The organism is Promicromonospora umidemergens (genome assembly GCF_024171995.1).
Taxonomy (GTDB): Bacteria; Actinomycetota; Actinomycetes; order Actinomycetales; family Cellulomonadaceae; genus Promicromonospora; species Promicromonospora umidemergens.
The window spans coordinates 729,747-753,868 of sequence record NZ_JAMTCT010000001.1 but is presented as its reverse complement, the minus strand read 5'-3'; the positions used below and the strand labels follow the sequence as shown (position 1 = coordinate 753,868).

Sequence of the window (24,122 nt, the reverse complement as noted above, 5' to 3'; positions counted from 1 at the left end):
GACGCGACCGCCGGAGGAAAGCGAGGACCATCATGCAGAGCGCCGACAGCGATGAATCCGCCCGACTTAAGGCACTGGACGAGATCGCCCACGACTGGCACGTCAGAGCGCCGACCACGGACGCGCACATGAAGATCGCCATCCATCTGTGGGCACAGATCAAATCCCTCGGATACACCTCCGGTCGGCTGTTGGCAGTCGGACAGGACGCGGACCTGCTAGCCGGTCACCCACCGGGCACACCCCGGACCGCGCAGGCAGTCGGCCCCGGCGAGGCCGGCCTCGTTCTGAGCGCCGGCCTGCCTCAGGCCGACCAGTGGCCCCACCCAGACCTAAGGCTGGAACCAGCCGCCACCAATGCCCCGGTCGGCTCGGACGTCATGATCGCCAACCTGCCCTACGCCGACACCAGATTCCTGGACAGGTCCAACCAGATCGACATCGCCTTGGAGCATCACCGGATGATCCGGATCGCACTGTCCTGGCTGCGGCCCGGCGGGCTGCTGGTCGCGCTGGCCCACCGGCAACTGCTGGACGGGACCGACGCCGAGCCACGCCGATCGATCGCCCAGCACGCTGACCTGCTCGGCGCCGTCCGTCTGCCCGCGTCCGCCCTGCGGGCGGGACCGTTCCAGGACAGTCCTGCCGATCTGCTCCTCCTACGGCGGCGAGAGCCCAGCCACCCGGCCAGCGGACTGCCGTTCATCGATCGCAGTCCGGTTCATGTCCATGGCCGGCCGGACATGCTCATCAATGCCTGCTACGCGAACGAACCCTGGTTCGCCCTGGGGACCATCGTCCCGGACCCGATCGATCCTGACCTGACGACCGTGGCACCCGCGAACGGGAACTTCGAACCGCACCTGAGCGACGTCCTGGACGTGATCACCGACGCAGCCATCCACCACGAGACGACAGCCCACGTACGACCGACACGGGGGCGGCCCTCCACTCCGCCACCACCTGGTCGGCCAGCCGCACCAGGCCCGGACCCGCTCGGCATCTAGGCGATGCAGTACCGCCGCCACGCTCTGCAGGGCGCCGGTAGCCCTGCGCCAACGCTGGGCTCCAGAGTGCCGGATCGATATGCATACCTACCCCCAGGACCGCCAGCCGTTCGAGCGACAAGGACCTCTCCCATGGACACCGAACCCATCCGGGGCTCCTGGCCCGTAGCGACCTTCGACCCGGCAGGGACCTGGGGAGAGATGCTCGGCAACGTGGCCTGGCTCCGCGGGCACACGTTCGCGGACATTCTCAAGGTCGCTCAGCAGCACGAGGAGCACATCAGCACAGGGCAGCGAGACCCGGACGAACCATTCCCACGGCTTCTGGGCAATATCGCCCAATGGCACCTGGCCGGACGTCAGGTGCTCGACCACGCCATCGGCTACTACACGTTCAACAGTCCGCGAGACCCCAGCACGCGAATGTTCAGCCTGGCCGAAACTGCGCCAAAAGACACGCGCAACGACGCAGAACTCGTCGGCATCGAGCCTGCCGACACGATCGGAGCCCACCTGCTCACGCAACGCGTGTGGAACGACCTGTCGGCACGACGCGAACGATTCGGCTACAGCCTGATCTACACCTACAACGCCAACCAACCCCAAACCGTCGTCGACCACCAGGCCCGGTCGATACGCATGCCGGGCTGGCAACGGCTCAGCCAGCGCGTCGCCGACCTCGCGCACATCATGACGAGCGCAGCTCTGCGGCCCGTGATGGAGCAAGCACACGACACCCAGCACGGCGCGATCAAGATCATCGCCTCCTCGGCCGCGCACCTCGTCGTGACCTCCACCGGCCTGGACCCTCGCACCGCGCCCTTCCCGACCACGCAGCTCGCCGTCGCTCCAGACCCCGACCACGGCACCCGACTCGTTCTCACGATCGGTGAGGCCGCCCGCCGTATCGCCAACAACGTCCTGGCAGGCATCAGCACACCACAGCGCCCGGACGGGATCCCCGCACCGGTCACGGGCCAGATCAACAACAACGCGTCAAGCCAGCACGCACCTGGGCGACATTTCCCGGAACCCAAGCGCCCTTCGCCGGCCTCTGCATCCGATGTCGAACTCTGACAACTGGCCTCTTCTTTCCGTGCAAGCCTTTGGCTCCCTTCTGGAGCCCTCAGATCGATCGATAGTTGTTCACAAACGCTCCCGCGCCTTTGGTCATCCGCTTGGGCGGGACGTGGCACGAGGCCAGAAGTACCAGATCCAGGCGTTGAATCCGCTCCGTCTTGTGGTGCCGATGATGCCCGGAGTCCCGCAGAGCTGCCTCGTCTATCAAACCCCGATCCCGCCGTCTGACTACACGATGCGCAGGTGTCCTCGAGCGGCTCTCCGTGGCGCGAGTGGGATGACCGCCGCGGTCGCAGGTGCAGTCCGTGCGGCATCCGGCACCGAAGATTCGACGAGCGTCTGAAGCACGGCCCGCACGTCCGGTGCGATGTCGCGCCGCGCGATGTAGTTCGACTGCGTGGTTCCCCTCGGCTTGTGTCCCAGCACCTGAGCTGCAACATGGTCCCCGTGCTTCTCGGCGATGGCGGTGGCTGCCGTCGAGCGGAGCTTGTGGAAGGAAATCCGGTCCGGGTCCAGCACGCCCTTCGACTTCTCGACGAGCTTGTCGATGATCTTGTCCGCATTGCCCGAGTTCCAGGCGGTCTTGTTCCGGGTGGGGAACACCCAGCCTTCGGGCTTCGCGTTGTCCGGTCGGATCTTCAACATCGCTTCAACGACAGTTGGCGGCAGGAGCACTGTCCGGTTGCTGAACTCGGTCTTTGGCGCCTCCTGTCGGAATGCTCCCTTGCCGGTCAGCTCCACCTGCGTACCCGAGATCGAGACCGTCGGTGCGGGCCCGTCGAGCACTAGGTCGCTCCAGCGCAATGCGACAGCCTCACCGACCCGTAGCGCCGTGCCGAGCAGCAGCACCAGCAAGGTGTCGAAGTTGGCCGCGGTCGTGCGCGTGATTTTCAGGGTCGGTTCGTCGCGCAGGATCCTCCGGATGGCCCGAAGCTCGTCCGCCTCCAGCGCGATCGGTCGAGGGTCGTGGCGCCGCACGGGCGACACTCCCGCCATCGGATCTGTCAGGAGGATGCCGAGTCGTACGGCCGAGCGGAATGCGCCGCGCAGTGCGATGCGGATCTCCGCTGCGCGGCTGCGCGAAATGCGCTTGTGACCGTCGAGCCACTGCTCCAGGGTGAGGGTCGTGACCTCGCCCAGACGCAGGTTGCCGATGCCACCTTCCTCGGCACAGACGTACTTCACCGCGCGCTTGGAGTGGACCAACGATTGAGGACGAGGTGGGGTCTCGCCCCGTCGCTCCGCAGCATCCGGCCGGGACCAGAACGCCGTCGACTCGGCCTCGATCTGGTTGTACCAGTTCCAGCAGAGCTCTCCGACGGTCGTCACGGTCGAGACAACGGTCTTGCTAAGGAGTTCGTCAACATTGTCCTGGCAGTCGTCCATGGCCGCCTTCTTGGTCGGGCCTCCGCCGGACGTCTGGCGCTCCATACCAAGGAGGTCGCAGTACCGGACACGGGCTCGCCAGCGTCCGTTGGCCTGCCTCGTCGCGCTGATGGAGCCGTGCTCGCCGGGCCTGAGCTTCTGGCGGCCGCCCATCAGGACGCCGCCTTCGACTCGCTCCACGCCAGCAGGTCACGCGGGTCGTAGCGCACGTGCCGGCCGTGGAGGCGGTAGCGCGGACCGACACCCTCGTAGCCGGAGCGGCGCCACTTCTCCAGGGTGTGTACCGAGACACCCAGCAGTTCTGCGGCCTGCCCTGGCGTGAGGTAGCCCGTCGCCGGGAGTGTGGCGTGCAGCGGCGGCTGCAGTCCGGAACGGCGCGGGCGGCTCATGCATTTCAGGTGAGCAGACCGGCCCAGGCCCGTACACCTCCGGACGGCACGGGTCTGCTGTGTCCGACACTGCGTTCGCGAAAACGTGTCCAATTCGTGTCACCTCAGGGTGCCACGAACGTGCTCTTGCAGGTCAGAGGCCGATTACCCAGAAGCGAAGTACTTCTCCGTGTGAGGGCTGAGGACCGATAACCTGCTTGTGCGGGCGGCACGGCCCGGTTGCCATGCCGGCCCCTTGGCACTCACGCGGGCTCGTCGCGCGGTCGTGCCGCGGAACTTGATCAACGGGTCTCGCTCGTCGGATGGTGCAGCCATGCTCCAGGTCCTTCCGGGTCTTCGATGTCTCCATCAAACCCGCGGCGGGACTTTGCGGACGCTACGGTCCAGCGCTCATGTGTAACCACCCGACATGCCGACGAGGTAGACGATGAAGCGCACGAGCAGGAGCAGAGCCATGACGGCGAGGTGTATCCAGCCCAGCACGATACCCACGCCTGCGAGGTGAGCGTTGTCGGCCTCTCCCCTCTCTGCGGCGTCCTGAGCCTTCTGCCCGAGGTGGATCGCGACGATGGCGAACACCACCGGGACGCAGAACCACGTGAGTATCCCTGCGGCAAGGGACCGGACGGCGAGGTCGTTCCGCTCCGGCTCCGGAGTGGAACGCTTGATCGGCATCTGGCTCTCCTCAAGACGGTCATGCCCGCTGGCCGGAGGAAAGTAGCAACGGTTCAGCGGGACCGGTCCCGCCTATGGAGAGGTAGCCGAGCGAGGGTTGGTCGAGGCCACGGCCCGCTGTTGACGCGTCGTACTGACCTTTGCAGAGGCCCTGCCTCGGGACCCCTCCCGGAGCAGGTCTGAAATGCTGCACGTCGCACACGGTCGAGGTGGAGGAACGAGATGTTCGGTCGACGACGTGGCATTACGGGACGGGACAGCGATGCCGCCGCCAAGAAGGCGTTCGAGCGGGGACAGCGAGAGTTCGCGGTGGGCCGCTGGGCCGCTGCGGCCCGCGAGTTCCGCACGGCGGTGGCGTTGGCGCCCGACTCGCCGAACTCACATTTCCTCCTCGGCGCTTCGTTGTTCAATTCGGGTGACTCGCGGGGTGCCGTCGAACCGCTGCGCGCGTGTCTCGCGATGCGGCCCGACCATGCGGACGCACACTTCGCGCTTGGCGTGGCGCTAGGTCGCCTGGACCAGCTCGACGACGCGGCTGATCACATCGCGAAGGCCGCTTCCCTCGGCGACCGGCAAGCACTGGACATGCTGCCGAACATCGGCGCCGACTACTGCCGGAGATGTGGCCGAGCTGCCCGGTTCGGCCAGATCAACAACCCAGACGCAGACATTTTCGTCGGCAGCATCGGGATCGGCTGGGCCTGCACGGGCTGTCGCACCATCCTCTGCGGAACGTGCGTCTCGGGCGGCCAGGCAGAGTCATGGGTGCTGGCGTGCCCCAGCTGCGGCGGCAGGCTCAGCGTACTGACCAGGTAAGCGACGTACGCCTCCCGCAGTCGATCAACAGGTCCGCTCGGTCGCTCCCACCCGCCGTCGACGTCGGCTCCCTGTCACCGCTGGCGGCCCAGCTCGCGACCGCCGTCCGTACCGCGCCAGGAACCACGGTGATGGTTCGAGTGTCCCCGCCGGAACCGGAGCCACGATGCGCGCCATCGAGGTCGCCGCGCGAGAAACCCGGCTCGCCCGACTTCGTGCGGCCCCGGTCACGGGTTGAGGGGATGTTCAAGCTCGAGTACCGCGGGGCGCGGATGTCGCTGGGGTATTCCGCGTGCCCGGAGATGGAAGACCGGCACAAGGTGGTGAACCGGGACTCCCGGCGCCCTCCCGCATGACGAGCGGCTACTCCGTGTCAGTGCTTTCGCCTGCGCCGCTGGTCGGCACATGCCGAAGGAGCACGATCGCGACGATCGCGAGTACGGCCACGATGGAACCCGCGATGCCCGCTGCGAGGTTCATCCCGTTCGTGAACGCCTCCCTGGCCAGTTCCAGGACCTCGAGTCGCATCGGGTCCGGCAGGGCACCGACAGCCGTTTCGGCGCCCGCCAGGGTGTCGAGGGACGCGTCCCTCGTCGCCTCGGAAGTGTTCGGCGGCAAGGTGTCGCCGAGCTCGCTCCGGTAGACCGAGGTGACCACGCTGCCGAGCGCGGCGACACCCATGGCGATGCCGAACTCCATGCCCGACTCGGACACCGCCGCGGCCGAACCGGCTCGTTCCGGAGGCGCCGAACCGACAACAAGGTCGGTACCGAGCACCATCATCGGACTGATGCCGGCGTAGATCAGCACGAAACCGGTCACGAGCATCGGCAGCTCTCCTCCGCTGTCGACCACGGCGATCATGAAGTAGCCGGGCACGGAGAGCAGCAGCGCGCCGCCGATGACGTACGCGGGCCGGATCCGCCGGACGAGCACAGGCGTCAGCGACGAGGCCACGATCAGGGCTGCCGCCGCGGGCAACAGCCACAGGCCGGCCCGGAACGCGGGCAGGCCTGCCACCGACTGGAGGTACTGCGTGATGAACAGGTACAGCCCGCCCATCAGACCGAGGCCAAGGAGCAGCACCAGCAGCGAGGCGCTGAACGCCCGGTTCGCGAACAGCCGGAGGTCCAGTAGCGGATCGGTGGACCTGCGCTGCCGCATCACGAAGAGCATCCCGACGGCCAGGCCGAGGAGGATCGCTCCGGCCGCCGCGGCGTCGACACCGTGCTCGGCCAGCCGTTTGATCCCGTAGATCACCGGCAGGACCGTCCCTAGAGACAGCACGACGCTGGCCAGGTCGATGCGGCCCGCGTCGGCGTCCTTGAACTCAGGGAGCAGCAGCGGCGCCGTGACCAGCAGCAGAACCATCACCGGCACGGCGAGGAGGAACACCGAGCCCCACTCGAACCACGCCAGGAGCATGCCTCCCAGCACCGGGCCGACGGCGGTGCCGACGGAGAAGCAGGTGACCCACACACTCAGGGCCACACCGCGCTGCCGCGGGTCCTTGAACATGTTGGTGAGCAGCGCCAGTGTCGAGGGCATCAGGGTCGCGCCGGTGACGCCGAGCAGCGCGCGGGCCGCGATCAGCGCGGCGGGGGTGGTGGCGAGGGCTGCGAGGACAGAGGCGGCCCCGAAGCCGACGGCGCCGATCATCAGGAGCCGGCGGCGACCGACGTGATCACCCAGCGCGCCCATGGTCAGCAGGAAGCCCGCGATCATGAAACCGTAGATGTCGACGATCCACAGCAGCTCGGCGCCGGTGGGCTCGAGGTCAGCGCTCAGGTGCGGGACCGCGAGGTTCAGCACGGTCGCATCGAGCGCCAGCAGGATCGTGGGGAGCGTGAGCACGAAGAGCCCGAGCCACTCTCGTGGCCCTGCCTTCGGCTTCACCTGCGTCGCTGTCGTCATCGGGAGCCTTCCAGGTACGGGGGTCGTGGACGCAGCCGACTCTGCGCCGGGCTGCTCTCGACTCGCTCACCATCCGCTCTCGGTCGGCGCCGCGGCTGCGTTACGGTGACGTTCGTGCGATTCGGAGTCTTGGGGCCGCTGGCGGTGTGGGCGGCCGACGGCCGCCCGGCCGCCGTGCCCGGCCGCAAGACGCGGACCCTCCTGGCGGCGCTTCTCGTTCGCGAAGGACACCCGGTCTCCGCGGACCGTCTCGTCGAGGACCTCTGGGGTCACGGGGAGCTGCCGGGCGATCCAGCGGCAGCCCTCCACACCAGGATCTGGCAGCTCAGGAAGGCCCTCGAAGCAGTATCACCGGGCGCTCGCGAGCTCCTGCGGTTCCGTGATGAGGGCTATGCGCTGCTCGCCGATCCCGACAGCGTCGACATCGGCCGGTTCGCGGCGCTGACGTCGCGCGCCCGCACCTCGGACGACGCGCACGAACGCATCGCGCTGCTGTCGGAAGGCCTCGCGCTGTGGCGGGGTGCGGCATTCGCCGGATTCACCGACTTCATGTTCGCGCAGCCGGTCGCCGCCCGGCTGGAGGAGGCCCGTCTCGCCGCCGTCGAAGCACTCACCGAGGCACGGATCGACACCGGTGCGCACGCCGTGGTGGCGGCCGAGCTGCAGGAGCTCGTCCTGCGCCACCCGGTGCGCGAGCGGCTGCGTGCGCTCCACATGCGCGCCCTCCATGCCTCCGGCCGGACCGGCGAGGCACTGGCCGAGTTCCAGGATCTGCGGGCCCGGCTCGCCGATGAGCTGGGGCTCGACCCGGGGGCCGAGATCACCTTGCTGCACCGGCAGATGCTGGAGCAGCACGTGCCGGTCGCCGTCCCGGCCATGACGCGACGCGCACTCGGCAACCTCCCGGCCTCCCTGACGCCCTTGGTGGGCCGTGAAGACGCGGTTGCCGCATTGCGGCAGTCGTTCGCCGACGCAAGGCAGGTGACGTTGACCGGTCCAGGCGGCGTCGGCAAGACACGGCTTGCACTGGAGACGGCAGCACTGCTCGCGCCGGACTTCCCCGATGGCACCTGGCTGGTCGAGCTCGCCCCGCTGAACGCCGCCGGGGACGCGCTTGACCTGGTCACCGAGGCTGTCATGACGGCGCTCGACATCAGGCAGACGACCGCCACGACGGCCGAGCATCTCGCGGACGCCTTGCACGGCAAGCAGATCCTGCTGGTTCTGGACAACTGCGAGCACGTTCTCGACGGCGCTGCCGGCCTTGCTCTGCTGCTGTTGCAGCGCTGCCCGGGAGTACGGTTGCTGGCCACCAGCCAGGAACCGTTCGGCATGGCCGGCGAGGTAGTGCGAAACGTGCAGCCGCTGACGGTGCCCGACGAGGACCGCGACCCCGCGCTCGACGCCATCGCACGGTCCAGCGCCGTCGAGCTGTTCGTCGCCCGAGCCGCGGCCGCCGTACCTGGTTTCGCGCTCGATGCCGGCAACGCTCCCCACGTAGCGGAGATCTGCCGCCGACTCGACGGCATCCCCTTGGCGCTCGAGCTGGCTGCCGCGCGAGTCCGCGGGCTCGGCGTGCACGGCATCGCGTCCCGCCTCGGCGACCGCTTCCGGCTCCTCGCCACCGGATACCGCGGTGCCCCACCTCGGCACCAGACCCTGCGGGCGATGATCGACTGGAGCTGGGACCTGCTGCCCGACTCCGAACGCGCGGTGCTCCGCAGCCTCGCCGTCCACTCCGATGGCTGCACCCTCGAAGCGGCCGAGGCCGTCTGCGGCGACGACCGAGTCCTCGACCTCCTTCCCCACCTGGTATCGCGCTCGCTCGTGGCCATGGACGAGAGCGGGACCGAGCCCCGGTACCGCCTTCTTGAATCCATCCTGGACTACAGCCTTGGCCAGCTCGACGAGTCGGGCGAGCGCAGGGCGGTCCTCGCTCGGCACCGCGAGTACTACGTGCGTCTGGCCGAGCGCGCCGCACCGCTGCTGCGCGGCCCCGACCAGAGGGACCAGCTCCGCGTCCTCGACGCGGAGGCCTCCAACATCGCCGTGGCCCTTGACCATGCCCTGCAAGATGACGCGATCGAGGAGGCGCTCGAGCTCGTCCTGGCGCTCACCTGGTACTGGTTCCTGCGCGGCCGGCTCAGGGAGGCGGGCCGGTCGTTGGAGACGGTGCTGGCCGCCGCGTCCGTGGCGTCCGCCCAGGCGTCGCTGACGGCGCAAGCCCGTGCGTGGCATGCCGGGTTCACCGTGCTCGCGGGCGGCGGTATCGAGCGTGGCCACCTCGACCGCGTCGCCGATGAGCTCTCTCGCGACGTCACCGACCCGTCGCAGCGGGCCAGGGTCCAGTGGTTCCTCGGCTTCGCTCTCTTCGGCGTGGGCGACCAGGCGTTCAGCGAGGCAGTCATCGATCAGGCGCTGGAGGCGTTCGAGACCCTCGACGACCGCTGGGGCATTGCCGCGGCGTTGAGTGTTCGGGCCAACCAGGCCCACGTGCGCGGCGACCTCGCAAAGCTCGAACGCGACGGACGGCGTAGCGCGGCGCACTTCGCGGCCGTCGGCGACGAATGGGGACAGCTGCAGACCGCCGAGCCGGTCGGCGCTCTGGCGGAGATGGCGGGTGACTACGCGGCCGCAGCGCGGATCCACCGAGAGGGCCTGCGGATGGCGGAGGACCTGGGCCTGTGGCCGGAGGCCTCCTACCGGCTGACGAGCATGGGCAACATCGCCATGCTCACCGGCAGCTTCGGGAGAGCGCGGGAATGCCACGAACGGGCCCTGCGCCTCGCCACCGACCACCACTTCAAGCCGGGACAGATCCACGCTGAGATCGGACTCGGCCTCGCCGCCCGCCGCGAAGGACGACTCGACGCCGCAGAAGTCCGGATGCGCAATGTGCTCCGCTGGCAGTCCGCGATGGCATTCGATCCCGGTCACGCACTCGCCCTGGCGGAACTCGGTTTCATCGCCGAAGAACGGGGCAACGCCGACGAGGCCTTGCGCCTCCACCTGGAGGGCTGGAGCGCGGCACGCAGTTCAGGAGACCCGCGGGCGAAGGCACTGGCACTCGAAGGCATGGCCGGAGCTCACGCCCGAGCGGGACGCCACACATACGCCGCCATGCTGCTCGGCGCTGCCACCAGCGCCCGGAGCTCGGTCGGCATGCCGCTGCCCATCGCCGAACGCAGAGATGTCGTCCGGATCACCCGCACCATACGAAAAGACATCGACGAGCACCTGTTCCACGTCGCGCACCGGCACGGAGCCGAGCTCGATCCCGAAGAGGCCGTCCGAATCCCCCCGGACTGGAAACCCGTCGACCTGCGCGAAGCTGGCCCCGGCTCTCGACTGTCTCGGCCCACCCAGGCAGCCCGTGTCCGTCCCTGAGGGGACGGACACGGGCTGGTCAGACGCCGAGGCCGTCGGCGGTCAGGTCCTGGGGCTCGACGCCGAGCCGTTGTAGGGACCGGGTCGCCCCGTGAGGGTCACCGCGTGCCCCGGTCGGGCCGGTTGCCATGGCTCCTGGACGGTTGCCCGGTCTCGCCTTCGGCCTGGATCTGTTCCTTGCGGAGCTGTTCGCTGATCTCGGCGTCCTCGGTGACGGTGTCGGTGTCCATCCGGACCCGCTCGACCGGGACTGTCTCCTTGTCCACGGTGGGTCGCTCAGCGTGCAAGGTCACCTCGTGCTCTTCCTCGGTGATGTCGCCGCCGGCCATGGCCCGGCCCCGGTTGGCGTCGGTGACGGGCTCGCGCTCGACGCGGACCTCTTCATGGCTGACCGGGACCGTCTGGGTGACGTCCTCGGTGACGACGTACTTGCGCAGCCGGGCCTTGCCGCTCTCGACCCGGTGAGTGCCGACTCTGAGCTGTTCCTCCGAGCGGGTCATCGCCTCGTCGGTGTTCGGTCCCGAGACGTCGTGTCCGACAGTGCCGGCCTGCGCGGAGGACTCCAGGCCGTAATAGCGGTACAGCTCCTTCTCCTGGTCCTGGGTGAGGTGACCCTCGGGGTCGTCCAGGCGCGGTGCGCCCTTGACTGTTTCCTGGTCATAGGGCACCTGGATCTCCTGATCCCGGACGTTGCCCTGGGCCAGCGGGATGAAGGTCTCGGAGCGACCGAACAGCCCAGTCTTGGCGGTGACCCACTCGGGCCTTCCGCTCGTGTCGTCCAGATACACCGTGCCGACCTTGCCGATCTTGTGCCCGTCCGAGCCGACGACGGTGCCACCTGCCTCGAGCAGTTCCTGAACTTGCTGGGTGGTGATCATGCTGCCTCCTCCTTCTTATGCTCCAGATCCACAGGAGCTGGTGGTTGGTGCCCTTGTCGTCGATGTCACTGTCGCTGGGTTCCTCGGTCGGGCTGCGTCCCCCGCTGGCGGGTGCCGGACCATATCGGTGCGAAGACCTCGCGTGGCCCAGACTGAACGCCAACGTGCCTGCCAGGGCGAGCCAGAAGGCATCAAAGCCCTACGACGGGCGGACAGGGCCAGCCTGATGCCAGGAGATCCGTCGGTGTAGATCTGAGTGCGAGAGACCGAACAGTCGGCACTGCGCCAAGAACCCGCTCCGCGGCCCGGCCGCACACGAATCTGAGCTGTACCTGTGGACAGCGGCAGCGATCCGATGTTGGTGGTAACCGATGATTTCTGAAACAAAAGAATGCCCCATTCCCCAAGCACATCGGTCGGATTCGCTGCCAGGGTCTGGGGCAACTTGTCAGAGACCTGCTTCATTATCTGATAATCAGAACGTCATCAGATCATCAGATAATCGGAACGTCATCAGGTAAACAGAACGTCACCCGTCCCGCAACCGGGCCACCCGGCAAACGGGCGACCGGGTCGCCCGACGCTTAGCTTGTCTTTAACGTCTGCCGGCGTCGTTGCTGGTCAGATTGGGTTTCGGAATGTGGGCGCGACCGTTGCCCTGGATGATTCGTCACATTCTTCGCAGATCTGGACGGAACATCGAGGAGCAATGTCGCGTGGACAGTATGGACGAACTGGGCGTTCCGCGAAGTGGTGTATTCGTGCGGCCCAGGAGCGCGGGGGCTGGGTGAGGTCTGGTTCCGCAGGTCAGGCAACCCATCGCAGGGTCTAGCGCGTCTGGTTACCGTGGCGCCGCACAGGCGGCGCGCTCGACCCGGACGGGAGCAACCCGATGCGCAGACAAGCAAGTGCAGCAGCGGTCGCGATGGCGATCGCACTGGGCGGGGGGACGTGGGCGACCGCGGCCGTCCCGCAGGACACACCGGCACCACATCATGAGCAGAAGTCTCCGACAGCCGCGGCGCAGGGTCGTCCCGCGACCGTCACGTTGCTGACCGGCGACGTCGTCACGGTGCGGACCGCACCCGACGGCTCGGTCACGGCGACGGTGCAGCCCGCCGCGGGCCGCGAGCACATGGCCTTCTTCCAGCAGCGTGAGGGCGAGCACCTCTACGTCATCCCGCGCGACGTCGCGCAGCTCGTGCCCAGCCGCCTGGACCGCGCGTTGTTCGACGTGACCGGCCTGGTCGAGGCCGGGTACGACGACGCATCGCGTGACTCGCTGCCCGTGATCGTCCAGACCGCGGCAGCCGCCGCGGCAACGGCCGACGACGCCGGCACGGCAGGCTCCCCGGACGCCGGGGCCCGCTCTGCGGCGCCGGCCAAGCAGGACTGGTCGGCGTCGGGCATCACGCCCGACCGGAACCTGGAGTCGGTGGGTGCGGTGGCCGACGTCCTGCCGAAGGGCCGGGCGGCGAAGCTGCTCGACGCCCTCGCGCCGCCCGAGACCCTGGACGGAGCCTCGACCAGGCGAACCGCACCCGGCAGCGTCGGCTACGTCTGGCTGGACCAGCCGGTCCGCGCGTCCGACGCCGACTCCAGCCCGCAGATCGGCGCCCCCGAGGCATGGGAGGCGGGATTCACGGGTGAGGGTGTCACGGTCGCCGTGCTCGACTCCGGCATCGACGCGACCCACCCCGACCTCGACGAGGCGGTGGCCGGCGAGCGCGACTTCACCGGCAAGGGCCAGGTGACCGACGGCGACGGCCACGGCACGCACGTCGCCTCGATCCTGGCCGGATCGGGCGACGCGTCCGACGGCGTGAACCGGGGCGTCGCCCCGGACGCCGACCTGCTGGTCGGCAAGGTGCTGGACGACGACGGCTTCGGCTCGCTGTCGGGCGTCATCGAGGGCATGGAGTGGGCGGCCACCGAGGGCGCCGACGTCGTGAACCTGTCGTTGGGCGACCTGTACTTCGACGTGCCGTCCCCGGACGCCGTCGCGGTGGACGAGCTCACCGAGCGGTACGGCACGCTGTTCGTCGTGGCCGCGGGCAACGACGGCGACCTCGGCGAGGGCACCGTGGGCTCCCCCGGCATCGCGGCGAAGGCCCTCACCGTTGGCGCCGTCGACGACGCAGACGACGTCACGGTCTACTCCAGCCGCGGCGGCGCCGACGCCGGCCTGCTCAAGCCGGACGTCGTCGCCCCGGGTGACGGGATCGTCGCCGCACGAGCTGCCGGAACCACGGGTGGCGACGTCGTCGACGACCTGCACGTCGCGCTGAGCGGTACCTCCATGGCCGCCCCGCACGTCGCGGGCGCGGCGGCGGTGCTCAAGCAGGCCCGGCCGGACCTCTCCGCTACGGCGCTCAAGTCCGCGCTGATGGGTTCGGCCGAGCCGACGGGCGCCGACGTCTGGGCCGAGGGCGCTGGGCGGATCACCGTCCCCGGCGCCATCGCGCAGCAGGTCACGGCCACGCCGTCGGTCTCGTTCGGCACCTTCGCCTGGCCGCACGACGGCGAGTCGGCGACCCGCACCGTTACCTACACGAACGCGGGGTCCGACGACGTCTCGCTCGCCCTCACGAGCGACGTCACCGACTCGGAGGACACCGATGCGACCGCCGCGCTCACCCTGTCGACAAGCTCCGTGGTCGTGCCGGCGGGCGGGACCGCGTCTGTCGACGTGATCGCGGCGGACGGCCCGGGCGCGATCGGCGCCGTCGGCGGCACACTCGTGGCGACCGGGACGGACGGCACAGAAGTGCGCACGCCCGTCGGCTGGGCCAAGGAGCGCGAGTACGTGAACCTCACGGTGCGCGCCGTCGACCGGGCCGGCGAGCCCGTCACCGCCGACACCTGGGGCGCCGCGATCAAGCTGGACACCGAGAACGGCGGGCTCTTCGGCACCAACCTCTTCTTCGAGGACGGCGTCGCCACGGCGCGCGTCATCCCCGGCGTCTACAGCCCGGTTGCGTTCATCGAGACGCTCGGCGAGGACGGCGCGGCCACCGATGCGCTGGTCCTGAGCAGCGGCGAGGTCGACGCGACCGCCGACGCCGAGGTGCTCCTGGACGGCACGACGGCGCGGGAGGTCACCACCTCCACGCACCGTCCGGCGGAGCTGGCGTCCCTGGGCCTCTCCATCGAGACCGAGGACTCTGCGGAGGTCGCCTCCGCTGGGGTCAACGTGACCTACGGGCCGGGGACGGACCTCGCGCTGACCCCGGTACCCGCCGCCACCCACGGCGACTACGACACCATCATCCAGGCCACGCTGCTGGCACCGACCACGGGGGACGAGGCGGCGGCCTACCGCTACGACCTCGCCCACCACAGCGAGGGCGTGGAGGTACCCGCGCTGCGGGGCGACCGCCGCACGACGGTCGCCGTCGACACCACCTACGGCGCTTCGGTCGGCGACACCCATCTCACGCAGCGTCTGTACTGGGAGCCGGGCACCATCGTCGCCGGAGCTGCCATCGAGCCGGTCCCCGTCGGCACCCGGCGCACCGAGTACGTGACGGCATTGCCGGGCAGGTGGTACCTCGGGTCCGAGATCCAGGAGGACGGTGTGGGCGTGGTGCTCACCGAGGCCGAGAGGCACGTCTGGAGCACGCCGGGCCGCGCCCGGCAGGGGCTCGCAGCGGGTGTGCTGGCCCCAGCCGTCTCGTCGATCACGCCGGTCCAGCACTGGGGCGGCGAGCTCTCGCTCCCCCCGACCAGCCGGGCCGACGACGACGGCGGCGTGCTGTGGGGCTCCGATGTCGGCGAGCGGCTGCGCATCTGGCAGGACGACGAGCTCGTCGAGGACGTTCCCGAGCCCTACGCCTTCCCCACCGTGCCCGACGGCGGGGCCGACTACCGGATGCTGCTGGAGAGCACACCCGACGACCCCGCCTACCGGCTCGCCACCAGCGTGACCGGCGAGTGGAAGTTCCACGCGCGGTCCGACGTCGCCGACAAGGCCCTTCCCCCGCTGCTCGACACCACCTGGGACGTGCGCGGGCTCGACCCGTCGGGCTCCGCACCGGCGACGACCCGGGTGCGCGTCGGCGTGGGCTACCAGGAAGACGCCTACGACACGTCGGAGGTCGAGGGCGCACGCCTGTGGTGGTCGGCGGACGACGGCACCACCTGGCACCGGGCCAAGGTGACCACCACCCGTGACGGCACCTTCGTCGCGAAGGTCAAGGCACCGGCCGGCACCGAGCACGTCTCGCTCAAGGTCGAGGCGTGGGACGAGGCGGGCGGATCGGTGACCAAGACGGTTGTCCGGGCGTACGCCGTCGACTGAGCCGGAGGTGTAGCGCAGGGTGCGGGCCGAGGGACGAGGCACGCGCCAGGAGCGGAACCGCAGACTCGGTCGACACCGATAGAGCCTGATCTCGCTCGTGAACGTCAGACGCCCGGGTCACGGCAGTGACCTGGGCGTCTGACAGCAGCTTCGGGAATTAGTGTTGCTCCCCAGGCCAGGTTCCCTCGAGAGTGTCGGGATGCTGATCAGACGAGAGCGTCCGTCCGACACCCAGACGGTCCGCGCGGTCACCGCGGCGGCCTTCGAGCAGGTCGAGCACTCTGCACCGCCGGTCGAGCCCGATGGCGTACCCGGTGAGGCCACCCTGGTCGGATGGCTGCGCGACGACCCGGGGTGGGTGCCGGAGCTGTCGCTGGTCGCCGAGTCGGGACCCTCCGGCGCGGAGGTGGTCGGCCATGTCGTCGCCACGCACGGACGGCTCGCGGACCGGCCGACCCTGGGGCTCGGGCCCCTCAGCGTTCATCCCGCACACCAGGGCCGCGGGATCGGGTCCGCCTTGATGCACACGCTCCTCGGCGCGGCCGACGCGACGGGCGAACCGGTGGTGGTGCTGCTCGGTGACCCGGCCCTCTACTCCCGGTTCGGGTTCGTGCCTGCCGGTGGTCTCGGGATCGAGTCGCCCGACCCGGCATGGGGTGACTACTTCCAGGCGCGCACCCTGAGCGCGTGGCGTGCGGAGTACGCGGGGCGGTTCCGCTACGCCGCCTCGTTCGACCGGCTCTGACCGAGCGCCGCGCTGGCCGGCGTCGTCCGCCCCGTCAGGTATCTCCGCCGGGCAGGCTCTCGCCGTCGCTGGGGACCTCGTCCTCGGACGTCGTGCTGCCCCGCACCATCGCGAACACCGGAAAGAACGCCACACCGAGCGCGATACCGACCGCGAGGTTGTCGAGCGCGACGCCGAGAGCCACCCCGATGCCCAGGCCGACCGCGACGCCGGCCCCCCAGCTCCAGCCGGCGGTCGAGGGGGAGGCGCTTCCGCTCTGGTCGTGCGGTCCGGTGTATGCCATGTGCCCAACGTAGGCAGGTGGTGGCAGGCCAGTCTTCCCCCTGGGGGCTGATCTTGCGCCGCCCCTCCCCCCGTGGGCTTACTCCGTCGGCACGTCACCCCGCAGCCTCACCGCCGAGCCGCCTGCGCTGATCCCTGTCACTCGTGGCCGGTTCCAGCACCTACGATGATCATATGCGAACGATTCTCATTCCCAGCGCGCTGCTCGTCGTCGCGCTGTCGGGCTGCGCGGCGGCCACCGCCGCGCCGCCCGCGTCGACGTCCACCGGAGCCGTCGTCACGCTCCAGAGCTGCGGGCTCGACCTCACCGTCGACAGTCCCCCGCGACAGGCGGTCACGCTCGAGCAGGGCGCCACCGAGCTGCTTCTCGCGCTCGGCCTCGGCGACCGGCTGATCGGCACGAGCTACCTGACCGACGCCGTCGCCCCCGAGTACGCCGACGCGTACGCCGACGTGCCTGTGCTCGCCGACCAGTATCCGACCGCTGAGCAGCTGCGCGAGGCCGGCCCGGACTTCGTGTACTCGATGCGCGCCTCGGCCTTCGCTGCGGACGCCGTCGGCGACCGGGCCGAGCTCGTCGACCTCGGCGTCCCGGCCTACCTCTCGGCGAACGACTGCGAGGACCCGGACCTGGTCGCCGACGAGGTCGGGTTCGACCAGATCTTCGCCGAGATCACGGACCTGGCAGCCGTGTTCGACGTCGAGAGCCGCGGCACCGAGCTGGTCGGCGAGCAGCAGGCCGTGCTGACCGAGGTGGCCGACGCCGCCCCACAGGCCGAGGGCCTGGACGTCGCCTGGATCTACTCGACGATCAACGGCGCGCCGATCGTGGCGGGGAACGCCGGTCTGCCGCAGACGCTCACCGAGCTCGCCGGCGCAGGCAACGCGTTCGAGGACCTCGACGCCCAGTGGTCGGAGACCAGCTGGGACGAGATCGCCCAGCGCGACCCCGACGTGCTGGTGCTCGCCGACCTCTCCCGCGGCCTGACCGGCGACAGCGCGGACGACAAGATCGCGACGCTCCGCTCGGACACCGTCACCGCCCAGCTGTCGGCCGTGCGCAGCGACCAGCTCGTCGCCATCCCGGCGACCGAGATGGATCCGTCCGTCCGCAGCATCAACGCGCTCGCGGCACTGTCCGGCGCACTGGTCGAGTACGCGGAGGTGGACAAGTGAGCGAGGACCTGACGCGCTGGGCGCGCGCGCACCTCGCGGCCTGGGACCAGCAGCAGGCGGCGTACATCAACCGCCGCGAGGACCGGTTCGCCGTGATGCTGGACGTCCTGACCGAGGCAGTGCCTGCCGACGCCCTCGTGGTCGACCTGGCCTGCGGCCCCGGCTCGATCTCGGCCCGGGTGCTGGACCGGTTCCCGGAGATGACCTGCGTCGCTGTCGACTTCGACCCGCTGCTGGTCGAGCTCGGGCGGCAGGCGCTGTCGGGCCACGGCGACCGGCTGCACTTCCAGGAGGCCGACCTGTGGGACCCGGCCTGGACCCAGGTGCTGGACGGCCGCAGGCCGCACGCCGTCCTGTCCTCGACCGCGCTGCACTGGCTGCCCGCCGACGTGCTCGCCCGGGTCTATCGGGACGCCGCGAACGTCCTGGAGCCCGGCGGCGTGCTGCTGAACGCCGACCACCTGCGTCAGCCGGACGGCCGGCCACTGTTCGAGGAGCTGAGCCAGAGGGACGACGCCGCGACCCAGGCACGCGACCAGGCAGCTGGTGCGCTGCGCTGGGACACCTGGTTCGCCGAGCTCGTCGCCCACCCGCACTTCGCACCGCTGGCTCCCGAGCAGGAGCGACGTTTCGCGCACCGCCCGCCCAACCCGGACCTGAGCCTCGCCTTCCACGTGTCCGCGCTGCGGGCGGCGCAGTTCCGTGAGGCCGGGCCGATCTGGCAGCACCTCGATGACTATGTCGTCCTCGCGCAGCGCTGAGCTCGCGCGGCCGATAGCCGCGACGGTCGGCACGGCGCTCGTCCTGGCGGCCGTCGCGTTCGCCGCCGTCGGGACGGGCGGCGGCGACATCACGTGGAGCGAGACCGCTCGCTCGCTCGGTGCACACCTCGGCCTGCCCGTCGCGCCCTTGCCAGCGCTCGTCGACTCCGTGGTCTGGGAGCTGCGCGCGCCACGCGCGCTGCTCGCGGCCGTCGCGGGTGCCGGCCTGGCCACCTGCGGTGTGGTGCTCCAGGCCGTGACGCGCAACGCCCTCGCCGAGCCCTACCTGCTGGGCATCTCCTCCGGTGCGTCGACCGGCGCGGTGCTCGTGCTGGTCACCGGCCTGGGCTCGGGGGCCGTGTCGCTCGCCGGCGGCGCGCTCGCCGGCGGCCTCGCGGCGTTCGGCCTCGTGCTGCTCCTGCTCGGCCCCAGCACGGCGGGCGCCAACCGCCTCGTCCTCACCGGCGTGGTCGTCGGCCAGCTGTTCGCGGCTCTCACGTCCCTGGTGCTGCTCGGCTGGGGCGACGCGGACGCCGCGCGGGGCCTGACCTACTGGCTCACGGGCTCGCTCGCGGCCGCGCGCTGGCCCTCCGTCCTGCTGTGCGCGACCGTGGTCGGCGTCGCCCTGCTCGCCCTCCGCCTGATCGCGTCCGACCTCGACGCCTTCGCCTTCGGTGCCCGGACGGCGGCGTCGCTCGGGGTTCCGGTCGCGGCGGTGCGCGCCGTGGCCCTGGTCACGACGGCGGTTGTGACCGCCGTCGTGGTGTCGAGCGTCGGGGCGATCGGGTTCGTGGGGCTGATCGTGCCCCACGCCGTCCGCGCGCTCGTCGGGCCGCTGCACCACCGGCTGCTGCCGGCGAGCGCGGTGGGCGGAGCCGTCTTCCTCATGCTCGCGGACACGGTCGCGCGGACGGCGCTCGCCCCGAAACAGCTGCCCGCCGGGGTCGTGACCGCCCTGCTGGGAGTCCCGGCGTTCCTCCTGATCCTGCACCGGAGGGAGCGCCAGTGAGTCCCGGCACGGCGGCCCCCGCCCGCGGCGTCCGACCGGTCGAGATCAGCGGACAGGGCCTGACGGTGCGCGTGCGCGGCCGCACGGCGCCGATCCTCGACGACGTCGGGTTCACCGCCCCCGCGGGGTGTGTCACCGGGCTGATCGGTCCCAACGGCTCCGGCAAGTCGACGCTGCTGCACACGCTCGCGGGGTCGACCTCACCGCAACCTGGGGTGGTGCGGCTCGACGGCCGGCCCTTCGGCGAGCTGCCTCGGCGCGAGCGCGCCCGCACCGTCGCCGTCATGGAGCAGAACAGCGACTCGGACACCGACCTCGCCGTCGCGGACGTCGTCGCCCTCGGCCGACTGCCCCATCGCGGTCGCATGGCACCCGCCGGCCCGCAGGACGCGGCCGCGTGCGCTCGCGCTCTGGACCTCGTCGGCCTGACGGGGACAGAGCAGCGACGCTGGCGCACCTTGTCCGGAGGTGAACGCCAGCGCGTGCAGGCGGCTCGGGCGCTGGCGCAGGAGCCGGCCGTGCTGCTGCTCGACGAGCCGACCAACCACCTGGACGTCCAGCACCAGCACGAGCTGCTGTCCCTGCTCGCCACCACCGGTCTGACCGTGGTGGTGGTCCTGCACGACCTCGCGCTCGCGGCGCGCTACTGCGACCGGCTCGTCGTCCTGCACGAGGGACGCACGCACGCGGCGGGCCGCACCCACGAGGTGCTCACCGCCGACACGCTCCGCACCGTCTTCGGTGTGCGGGCAGACGTGTCACGGCACGCGGACACGCTGCGGGTCGAGGTGCTCGGCTCCGTCGGGGACTGACGGGCGCGGGTGTCCTGGCGCTGGCTCTGGCGCTCCACCAGCCGATGGCCCCGGTCGTGACCGGGGCCATCGGGTCGCTCGGTGCTCGTCAGCTCACCGCCAACGGCCCGAACGGCACCTCCAGCACGGAGTCCGCGAGGTTCACGAGCGACGTCGCGTTACCGAGCACGTTCCAGACCTCCACCTTGATCGTGCCGTCGGAGATGTCGCCGAGAGTGCCTTCGGAGCTCTCCATCGCCTGGTTCGCAGAGGTGTAGCGCTCGAAGCCGGGAACCGGATCCGTTGCGAAGTACCTGTAGGTCTCCACCCGGTCGAAGGAGCCGTCGCCGTCGAGATCGTAGGAGACGCGCAGTCGTGTGCCGTTACCGACATTCGCTCCCGCGTCCACGCCGAGGTCGAACGCGGTGCGCAGGCCGCCGAACTCGCCCGTGACGTGCTCCAGCGTGGCGGTGAGCCCGGTGCTCGGGTCACCGACCGCATCCGGTCCCGACCGTGCGCCCAGCACGGCCGTGGCAGCGGAACCGGGGTCGGCAACCAGGGCGCCACCTGCGGTCAGGTAGAACGTCGTCGCAGCACGCTCGGGCGGATCTGTCGGATCTGTCGGGTCCGGCGGGTCCGTCGGGTCTTCGGTACCGCTCGGGGCGCCGCCCCCGCTCCACGCATGAGCACCCGAGGTGACGGTCTTCCCGACCGGCACCGCGAGCGAGGTCCCGTCCGAGAACTCGACCGTGAGGGGCGACTGCGTGATGTTCGAGGCCACGTAGGTGCGCGCCCCGTTCTTGGTGAACACGGCCGCCACCGGGGAGTCGGCGGTCACCGCGGGGTCGACCGTGCCCAGCCCGGCGACGTTGGCGATCCAGTGATAGGTGTGCGCGCGGCTCTCTCCTTCCTCGACCGGGTACTCACGGTCGCCGTCGAGTGCGGCGAGCGCTCGCTCGCCGTCCCCGAGCGCGAGATACGACCACAGGATGTCCTGCCAGACCGTCGGACTGCCGTTGTTGGCCGCGACCATCTCGTCGTAGTTGGCGACGACGTCATCGGGTCTGAGGCCCAGGTAGAGATGACCACCGGTGACCGGCAGCGTGTTGATGCCCTGGATCATCTCGGCCTCGCCGCTGAACCAGGTCGCGTAAGCCCCGCCGCTGCCCCAGATCATGCCGACGGTGGAGTGACCAAATGCATCGGGCATCGCGCCGGACCCGTCGAACCAGTACTGCTGGATCGCCGCCGTCTGCGTGGCGTAGAGGTAGATCCCGGCATCGCGAGTGGCGTCGTCGCCGGTGGCGACACCCCACTGGATGAGGCCGTTCGCGAAGTTCTGGCCTTCCGAGCTCGACTCCTGGTTGTTGCCGTTGACGAAGGCGCCGTGGCCTGCCGCCCAGTCGTGGCCCGCATAGATGTCGAAGTCCCGGAGATACGGGTAGCGCAGGTCGGTGCGATCGAAGTTGTTGGCATCTGCGATCAGCTGGTCGACCATGCCACCGAACTCCTGGTCGGTGGCCCACGCCGGATCGAATCGCGCCAGGGTGGCGGCTGCGACGATGAAGTACCCGTAGTGGAAGTGATGGTCGTTCAGCTCTTTGTCCGACCCGTACGCGGCGGGGAATCCCACCAGCGTGCCCCAGTTCTCGTTGTACGCGAACACCTGCTCCGTCTCACCGGGGCTCGCCGTGAACCAGTCCGTGAGCGTGGCCTCGATCTGTCCGAGCGCCGTATCGCGCACGCTCGTGCGGTCGACCTGGTCGGCGATCTCCGCGATCCGCACCGCACGGCCGAGCGCCTTGCCGGTCCAGTAGGTGTCGGCGGCGTCGATGCTCATCGGGTCATCCGCTTCCGCGTCGAGCAGGGCATCGAGCCGCGCGTTCGCGTCGCCCTCCGCGGTCGCGACCGAAGGCACCTCTGGCAGCACACCGGTGAACGGGGTGTCCGTCGTGAACGACGTCGCTCCGATCAGCGTGGTCATCTTGCCGCGTGCGGACTCGTAGTCGCGGTCGGAGGCCGCGCCGTCGCCGGGCCCGTCGCCGGCAGCCCCCTCGAGGTACACGTCCTGATGCGGGTAGAGCGCCACGATCGTGCCCGCATTGCTGCCCTCGTGGGCCTCGGTCTCCAGGGAGTAGGTCGTACGGACGATGCTCGTCGCCTCGTCGTACACGTAGTCGGCGCGGGTCCCCGTCACCTCGACGTAGGCGTACGGGGTGTACGAGTCCGCCTGGGCGGTCCGCGCCGCGTCGTCGTCGCCCGGCGTCGTGGGAAGTGCTGCGACGGAGAGGTAGCCCTTTCCGGAGAGGTCGCTGCTCAGCTCGTTGCCCGAAGTGGTCCAGGACGACCCGGTCGGCGCGAACGCGACGTAGTCGGCGCCACCCGTGCTGAATCCGATCCGGGCACCGTCGTCGAGCCACACGCGCAGGTCCGACGCACCGGTGAGCACGGCGTCGCCACCCGTCATCTCGAACCAGGTGACGGGTAGCCCGTGCCCGATCGTCGCCGTCATGGAGCGTGCTCCGTCGCTCCACGACGGGGTGACGGTCCAGTCGCTCCAGTCCGCGACCTCGGCGACGGATGCGTTCAGTCCGGCGACCCCGACGACGAGGTCCTGGCTGTACGGGTAGTGAAACTCCCCGATCCCGCCGGGCGTCCCGTAGAGGATGGGCTGCTGGGTGTACGAGAGCCCGAGGCCCTCCGGCGACGGCTTGTACGACACGGGGTGCGCGTGCAGCGGCTCGCTCATCGAGCAGTTGAACTTCTTGAAGGCCAAGGAGGACCACCAGTCGTTCGTCGGCACGGCTCCTTCAGGCGCCGAGTCGGTGATGAACGCGCGAGCGTCGGTCGCGAGCGGGGCGCACCCCTCGGGTGCTGGGCCGACCTGCTCGGTCGTGTAGCTCCCCGCGCCCACGGGCGTCGGTTCAGCCGCCGCGGCCGGGACGGCGCTGATCGTGGAGAGTGCGACCACGACCGACGTGAGGACAGCCATGCGCGAACGCCGTCGGCGAGGTCGAGGTCGAGACCTGAGCCGATCGTCGCCGGGCGATCGCGCCGTTCGCTCGGGATGAGCCGTGGAACCTGTGCTGGCAGAAGGCTGGAACATCGTTGTCCTCTCGGAGCCGCCCCGCCATCGGGATGCCCGGCTCATCTCGTTCCCACGTCGTTGAGGGTGATGAAGGACTTGCGAGATCTTGCATCGGACCGCTTCGAGCAGCGGTTTCATGGAAGCGCTCTCACACTTTGGCAGGGTTAAAACGCGGTCGTCAACCATTCGTCGGGAGACATCGTTTTCGTAATGAACTGTGCCGGGCCCGCCCCTGGACCTCAATGGCAGGGCAACAAATGGCAACTTATTGTCCGATGTCCCCCCAGCACCCATAGTGACGGGCGTGCGCACGCCACCGGCGTCCGTGCACGGCCCAGGCAGGCAAGGTCCCTCGATGGAGAGGCAGACTACTGATGGCACACAGATCGACCGACCCCGTCCCCGAAGGCGTCGCACCGCGCGGACGTGCCGTGCGGC

At 69.9% G+C, this 24,122-nt stretch carries 17 protein-coding genes; 10 read left to right on the top strand and 7 right to left on the bottom strand.

Features of this window, described 5'->3' with window-relative positions:
• The first annotated feature begins 32 nt into the window (after nucleotides 1–32).
• Nucleotides 33–1,007 carry a class I SAM-dependent methyltransferase gene (locus tag APR04_RS03440; protein ID WP_253867935.1) on the top strand — a complete coding sequence of 325 codons (975 nt, stop codon included), beginning with the start codon at nucleotides 33–35 and terminating at the stop codon, nucleotides 1,005–1,007.
• A gap of 201 nt (nucleotides 1,008–1,208) precedes the next feature.
• Nucleotides 1,209–2,084, top strand: a complete 876-nt coding sequence (locus tag APR04_RS03435; RefSeq protein WP_253867933.1) for a hypothetical protein — start codon at nucleotides 1,209–1,211, stop codon at nucleotides 2,082–2,084.
• Nucleotides 2,085–2,315: 231 nt separating this feature from the next.
• On the opposite strand, the gene APR04_RS30905 is transcribed toward APR04_RS03435, so the two are convergent.
• From APR04_RS30905 to APR04_RS03420, 3 genes are all read right to left on the bottom strand, one after another.
• Nucleotides 2,316–3,653, bottom strand: a complete 1,338-nt coding sequence (locus APR04_RS30905; protein ID WP_253867931.1) for a tyrosine-type recombinase/integrase — start codon at nucleotides 3,651–3,653, stop codon at nucleotides 2,316–2,318.
• Nucleotides 3,626–3,862, bottom strand: a complete 237-nt coding sequence (locus APR04_RS03425; protein WP_253867930.1) for a helix-turn-helix domain-containing protein — start codon at nucleotides 3,860–3,862, stop codon at nucleotides 3,626–3,628. The genes APR04_RS30905 and APR04_RS03425 overlap by 28 nt, the downstream gene beginning before the upstream one ends.
• A 390-nt stretch (nucleotides 3,863–4,252) precedes the next feature.
• Nucleotides 4,253–4,537 (bottom strand): DUF4190 domain-containing protein, encoded by a 285-nt coding sequence (locus tag APR04_RS03420; protein ID WP_253867928.1) that lies wholly within the window; start codon nucleotides 4,535–4,537, stop codon nucleotides 4,253–4,255.
• 222 nt (nucleotides 4,538–4,759) lie between these two features.
• Between APR04_RS03420 and APR04_RS03415 the strand changes: the two genes are divergently transcribed.
• A complete protein-coding gene (locus APR04_RS03415; protein ID WP_253867926.1) occupies nucleotides 4,760–5,353 on the top strand; it encodes a tetratricopeptide repeat protein in 594 nt (197 codons plus the stop codon).
• 363 nt (nucleotides 5,354–5,716) lie between these two features.
• Here APR04_RS03415 and APR04_RS03410 read toward each other — a convergent pair whose 3' ends face one another.
• On the bottom strand, nucleotides 5,717–7,267 hold the full coding sequence (locus APR04_RS03410; protein WP_253867924.1) for an MFS transporter: 1,551 nt from the start codon (nucleotides 7,265–7,267) through the stop codon (nucleotides 5,717–5,719).
• Nucleotides 7,268–7,381: 114 nt separating this feature from the next.
• Here APR04_RS03410 and APR04_RS03405 point away from each other — a divergent pair, with 114 nt between their 5' ends.
• On the top strand, nucleotides 7,382–10,654 hold the full coding sequence (locus tag APR04_RS03405; protein WP_253867922.1) for an AfsR/SARP family transcriptional regulator: 3,273 nt from the start codon (nucleotides 7,382–7,384) through the stop codon (nucleotides 10,652–10,654).
• A gap of 98 nt (nucleotides 10,655–10,752) precedes the next feature.
• Here APR04_RS03405 and APR04_RS03400 read toward each other — a convergent pair whose 3' ends face one another.
• The gene (locus APR04_RS03400; RefSeq protein ID WP_253867920.1) at nucleotides 10,753–11,532 is read right to left on the bottom strand and encodes a DUF2382 domain-containing protein; all 780 of its coding nucleotides are present in this window, start codon (nucleotides 11,530–11,532) and stop codon (nucleotides 10,753–10,755) included.
• A gap of 892 nt (nucleotides 11,533–12,424) precedes the next feature.
• Between APR04_RS03400 and APR04_RS03395 the strand changes: the two genes are divergently transcribed.
• Entirely contained in the window at nucleotides 12,425–15,832 is a 3,408-nt protein-coding gene (locus APR04_RS03395; RefSeq protein ID WP_253867918.1) for a S8 family serine peptidase, read from the top strand.
• A gap of 199 nt (nucleotides 15,833–16,031) precedes the next feature.
• Nucleotides 16,032–16,577: a GNAT family N-acetyltransferase gene (locus APR04_RS03390; protein ID WP_253867916.1), complete on the top strand. Its 546-nt coding sequence runs from the start codon at nucleotides 16,032–16,034 to the stop codon at nucleotides 16,575–16,577.
• A 34-nt stretch (nucleotides 16,578–16,611) separates the two neighbouring features.
• Here the strand turns inward: APR04_RS03390 and APR04_RS03385 are convergent, their stop codons facing one another.
• Nucleotides 16,612–16,860 (bottom strand): glycine zipper domain-containing protein, encoded by a 249-nt coding sequence (locus tag APR04_RS03385; RefSeq protein WP_253867914.1) that lies wholly within the window; start codon nucleotides 16,858–16,860, stop codon nucleotides 16,612–16,614.
• A gap of 173 nt (nucleotides 16,861–17,033) precedes the next feature.
• Between APR04_RS03385 and APR04_RS03380 the strand changes: the two genes are divergently transcribed.
• Genes APR04_RS03380 through APR04_RS03365 form a run of 4 tightly spaced genes read left to right on the top strand, consistent with a single transcriptional unit; the run spans nucleotide 17,034 to nucleotide 20,617 of the window.
• Nucleotides 17,034–18,035 (top strand): ABC transporter substrate-binding protein, encoded by a 1,002-nt coding sequence (locus tag APR04_RS03380; RefSeq protein WP_253867912.1) that lies wholly within the window; start codon nucleotides 17,034–17,036, stop codon nucleotides 18,033–18,035.
• On the top strand, nucleotides 18,032–18,796 hold the full coding sequence (locus tag APR04_RS03375; protein WP_253867910.1) for a class I SAM-dependent methyltransferase: 765 nt from the start codon (nucleotides 18,032–18,034) through the stop codon (nucleotides 18,794–18,796). Before APR04_RS03380 ends, APR04_RS03375 begins: the two co-directional genes overlap by 4 nt.
• On the top strand, nucleotides 18,768–19,805 hold the full coding sequence (locus tag APR04_RS03370) for a FecCD family ABC transporter permease (protein ID WP_253867909.1): 1,038 nt from the start codon (nucleotides 18,768–18,770) through the stop codon (nucleotides 19,803–19,805). The genes APR04_RS03375 and APR04_RS03370 overlap by 29 nt, the downstream gene beginning before the upstream one ends.
• Nucleotides 19,802–20,617, top strand: a complete 816-nt coding sequence (locus tag APR04_RS03365) for an ABC transporter ATP-binding protein (protein WP_253867907.1) — start codon at nucleotides 19,802–19,804, stop codon at nucleotides 20,615–20,617. The genes APR04_RS03370 and APR04_RS03365 overlap by 4 nt, the downstream gene beginning before the upstream one ends.
• Before the next feature lie 88 nt (nucleotides 20,618–20,705).
• On the opposite strand, the gene APR04_RS03360 is transcribed toward APR04_RS03365, so the two are convergent.
• A complete protein-coding gene (locus APR04_RS03360; RefSeq protein ID WP_253867905.1) occupies nucleotides 20,706–23,588 on the bottom strand; it encodes a glycosyl hydrolase in 2,883 nt (960 codons plus the stop codon).
• Nucleotides 23,589–24,122: the final 534 nt, after the last annotated feature.

What these genes read in the sequence shown, in the direction of transcription:
- APR04_RS03440 (WP_253867935.1), top strand. Translation starts at nt 33, where the DNA reads ATGCAGAGCGCCGACAGCGATGAATCCGCCCGACTTAAGGCACTGGAC.
- APR04_RS03435 (WP_253867933.1), top strand. Translation starts at nt 1,209, where the DNA reads ATGCTCGGCAACGTGGCCTGGCTCCGCGGGCACACGTTCGCGGACATT.
- APR04_RS03425 (WP_253867930.1), bottom strand. Translation starts at nt 3,862, where the DNA reads ATGAGCCGCCCGCGCCGTTCCGGACTGCAGCCGCCGCTGCACGCCACA.
- APR04_RS03420 (WP_253867928.1), bottom strand. Translation starts at nt 4,537, where the DNA reads ATGCCGATCAAGCGTTCCACTCCGGAGCCGGAGCGGAACGACCTCGCC.
- APR04_RS03415 (WP_253867926.1), top strand. Translation starts at nt 4,760, where the DNA reads ATGTTCGGTCGACGACGTGGCATTACGGGACGGGACAGCGATGCCGCC.
- APR04_RS03410 (WP_253867924.1), bottom strand. Translation starts at nt 7,267, where the DNA reads ATGACGACAGCGACGCAGGTGAAGCCGAAGGCAGGGCCACGAGAGTGG.
- APR04_RS03400 (WP_253867920.1), bottom strand. Translation starts at nt 11,532, where the DNA reads ATGATCACCACCCAGCAAGTTCAGGAACTGCTCGAGGCAGGTGGCACC.
- APR04_RS03395 (WP_253867918.1), top strand. Translation starts at nt 12,425, where the DNA reads ATGCGCAGACAAGCAAGTGCAGCAGCGGTCGCGATGGCGATCGCACTG.
- APR04_RS03390 (WP_253867916.1), top strand. Translation starts at nt 16,032, where the DNA reads ATGCTGATCAGACGAGAGCGTCCGTCCGACACCCAGACGGTCCGCGCG.
- APR04_RS03385 (WP_253867914.1), bottom strand. Translation starts at nt 16,860, where the DNA reads ATGGCATACACCGGACCGCACGACCAGAGCGGAAGCGCCTCCCCCTCG.
- APR04_RS03380 (WP_253867912.1), top strand. Translation starts at nt 17,034, where the DNA reads ATGCGAACGATTCTCATTCCCAGCGCGCTGCTCGTCGTCGCGCTGTCG.
- APR04_RS03370 (WP_253867909.1), top strand. Translation starts at nt 18,768, where the DNA reads ATGACTATGTCGTCCTCGCGCAGCGCTGAGCTCGCGCGGCCGATAGCC.
- APR04_RS03360 (WP_253867905.1), bottom strand. Translation starts at nt 23,588, where the DNA reads ATGGCTGTCCTCACGTCGGTCGTGGTCGCACTCTCCACGATCAGCGCC.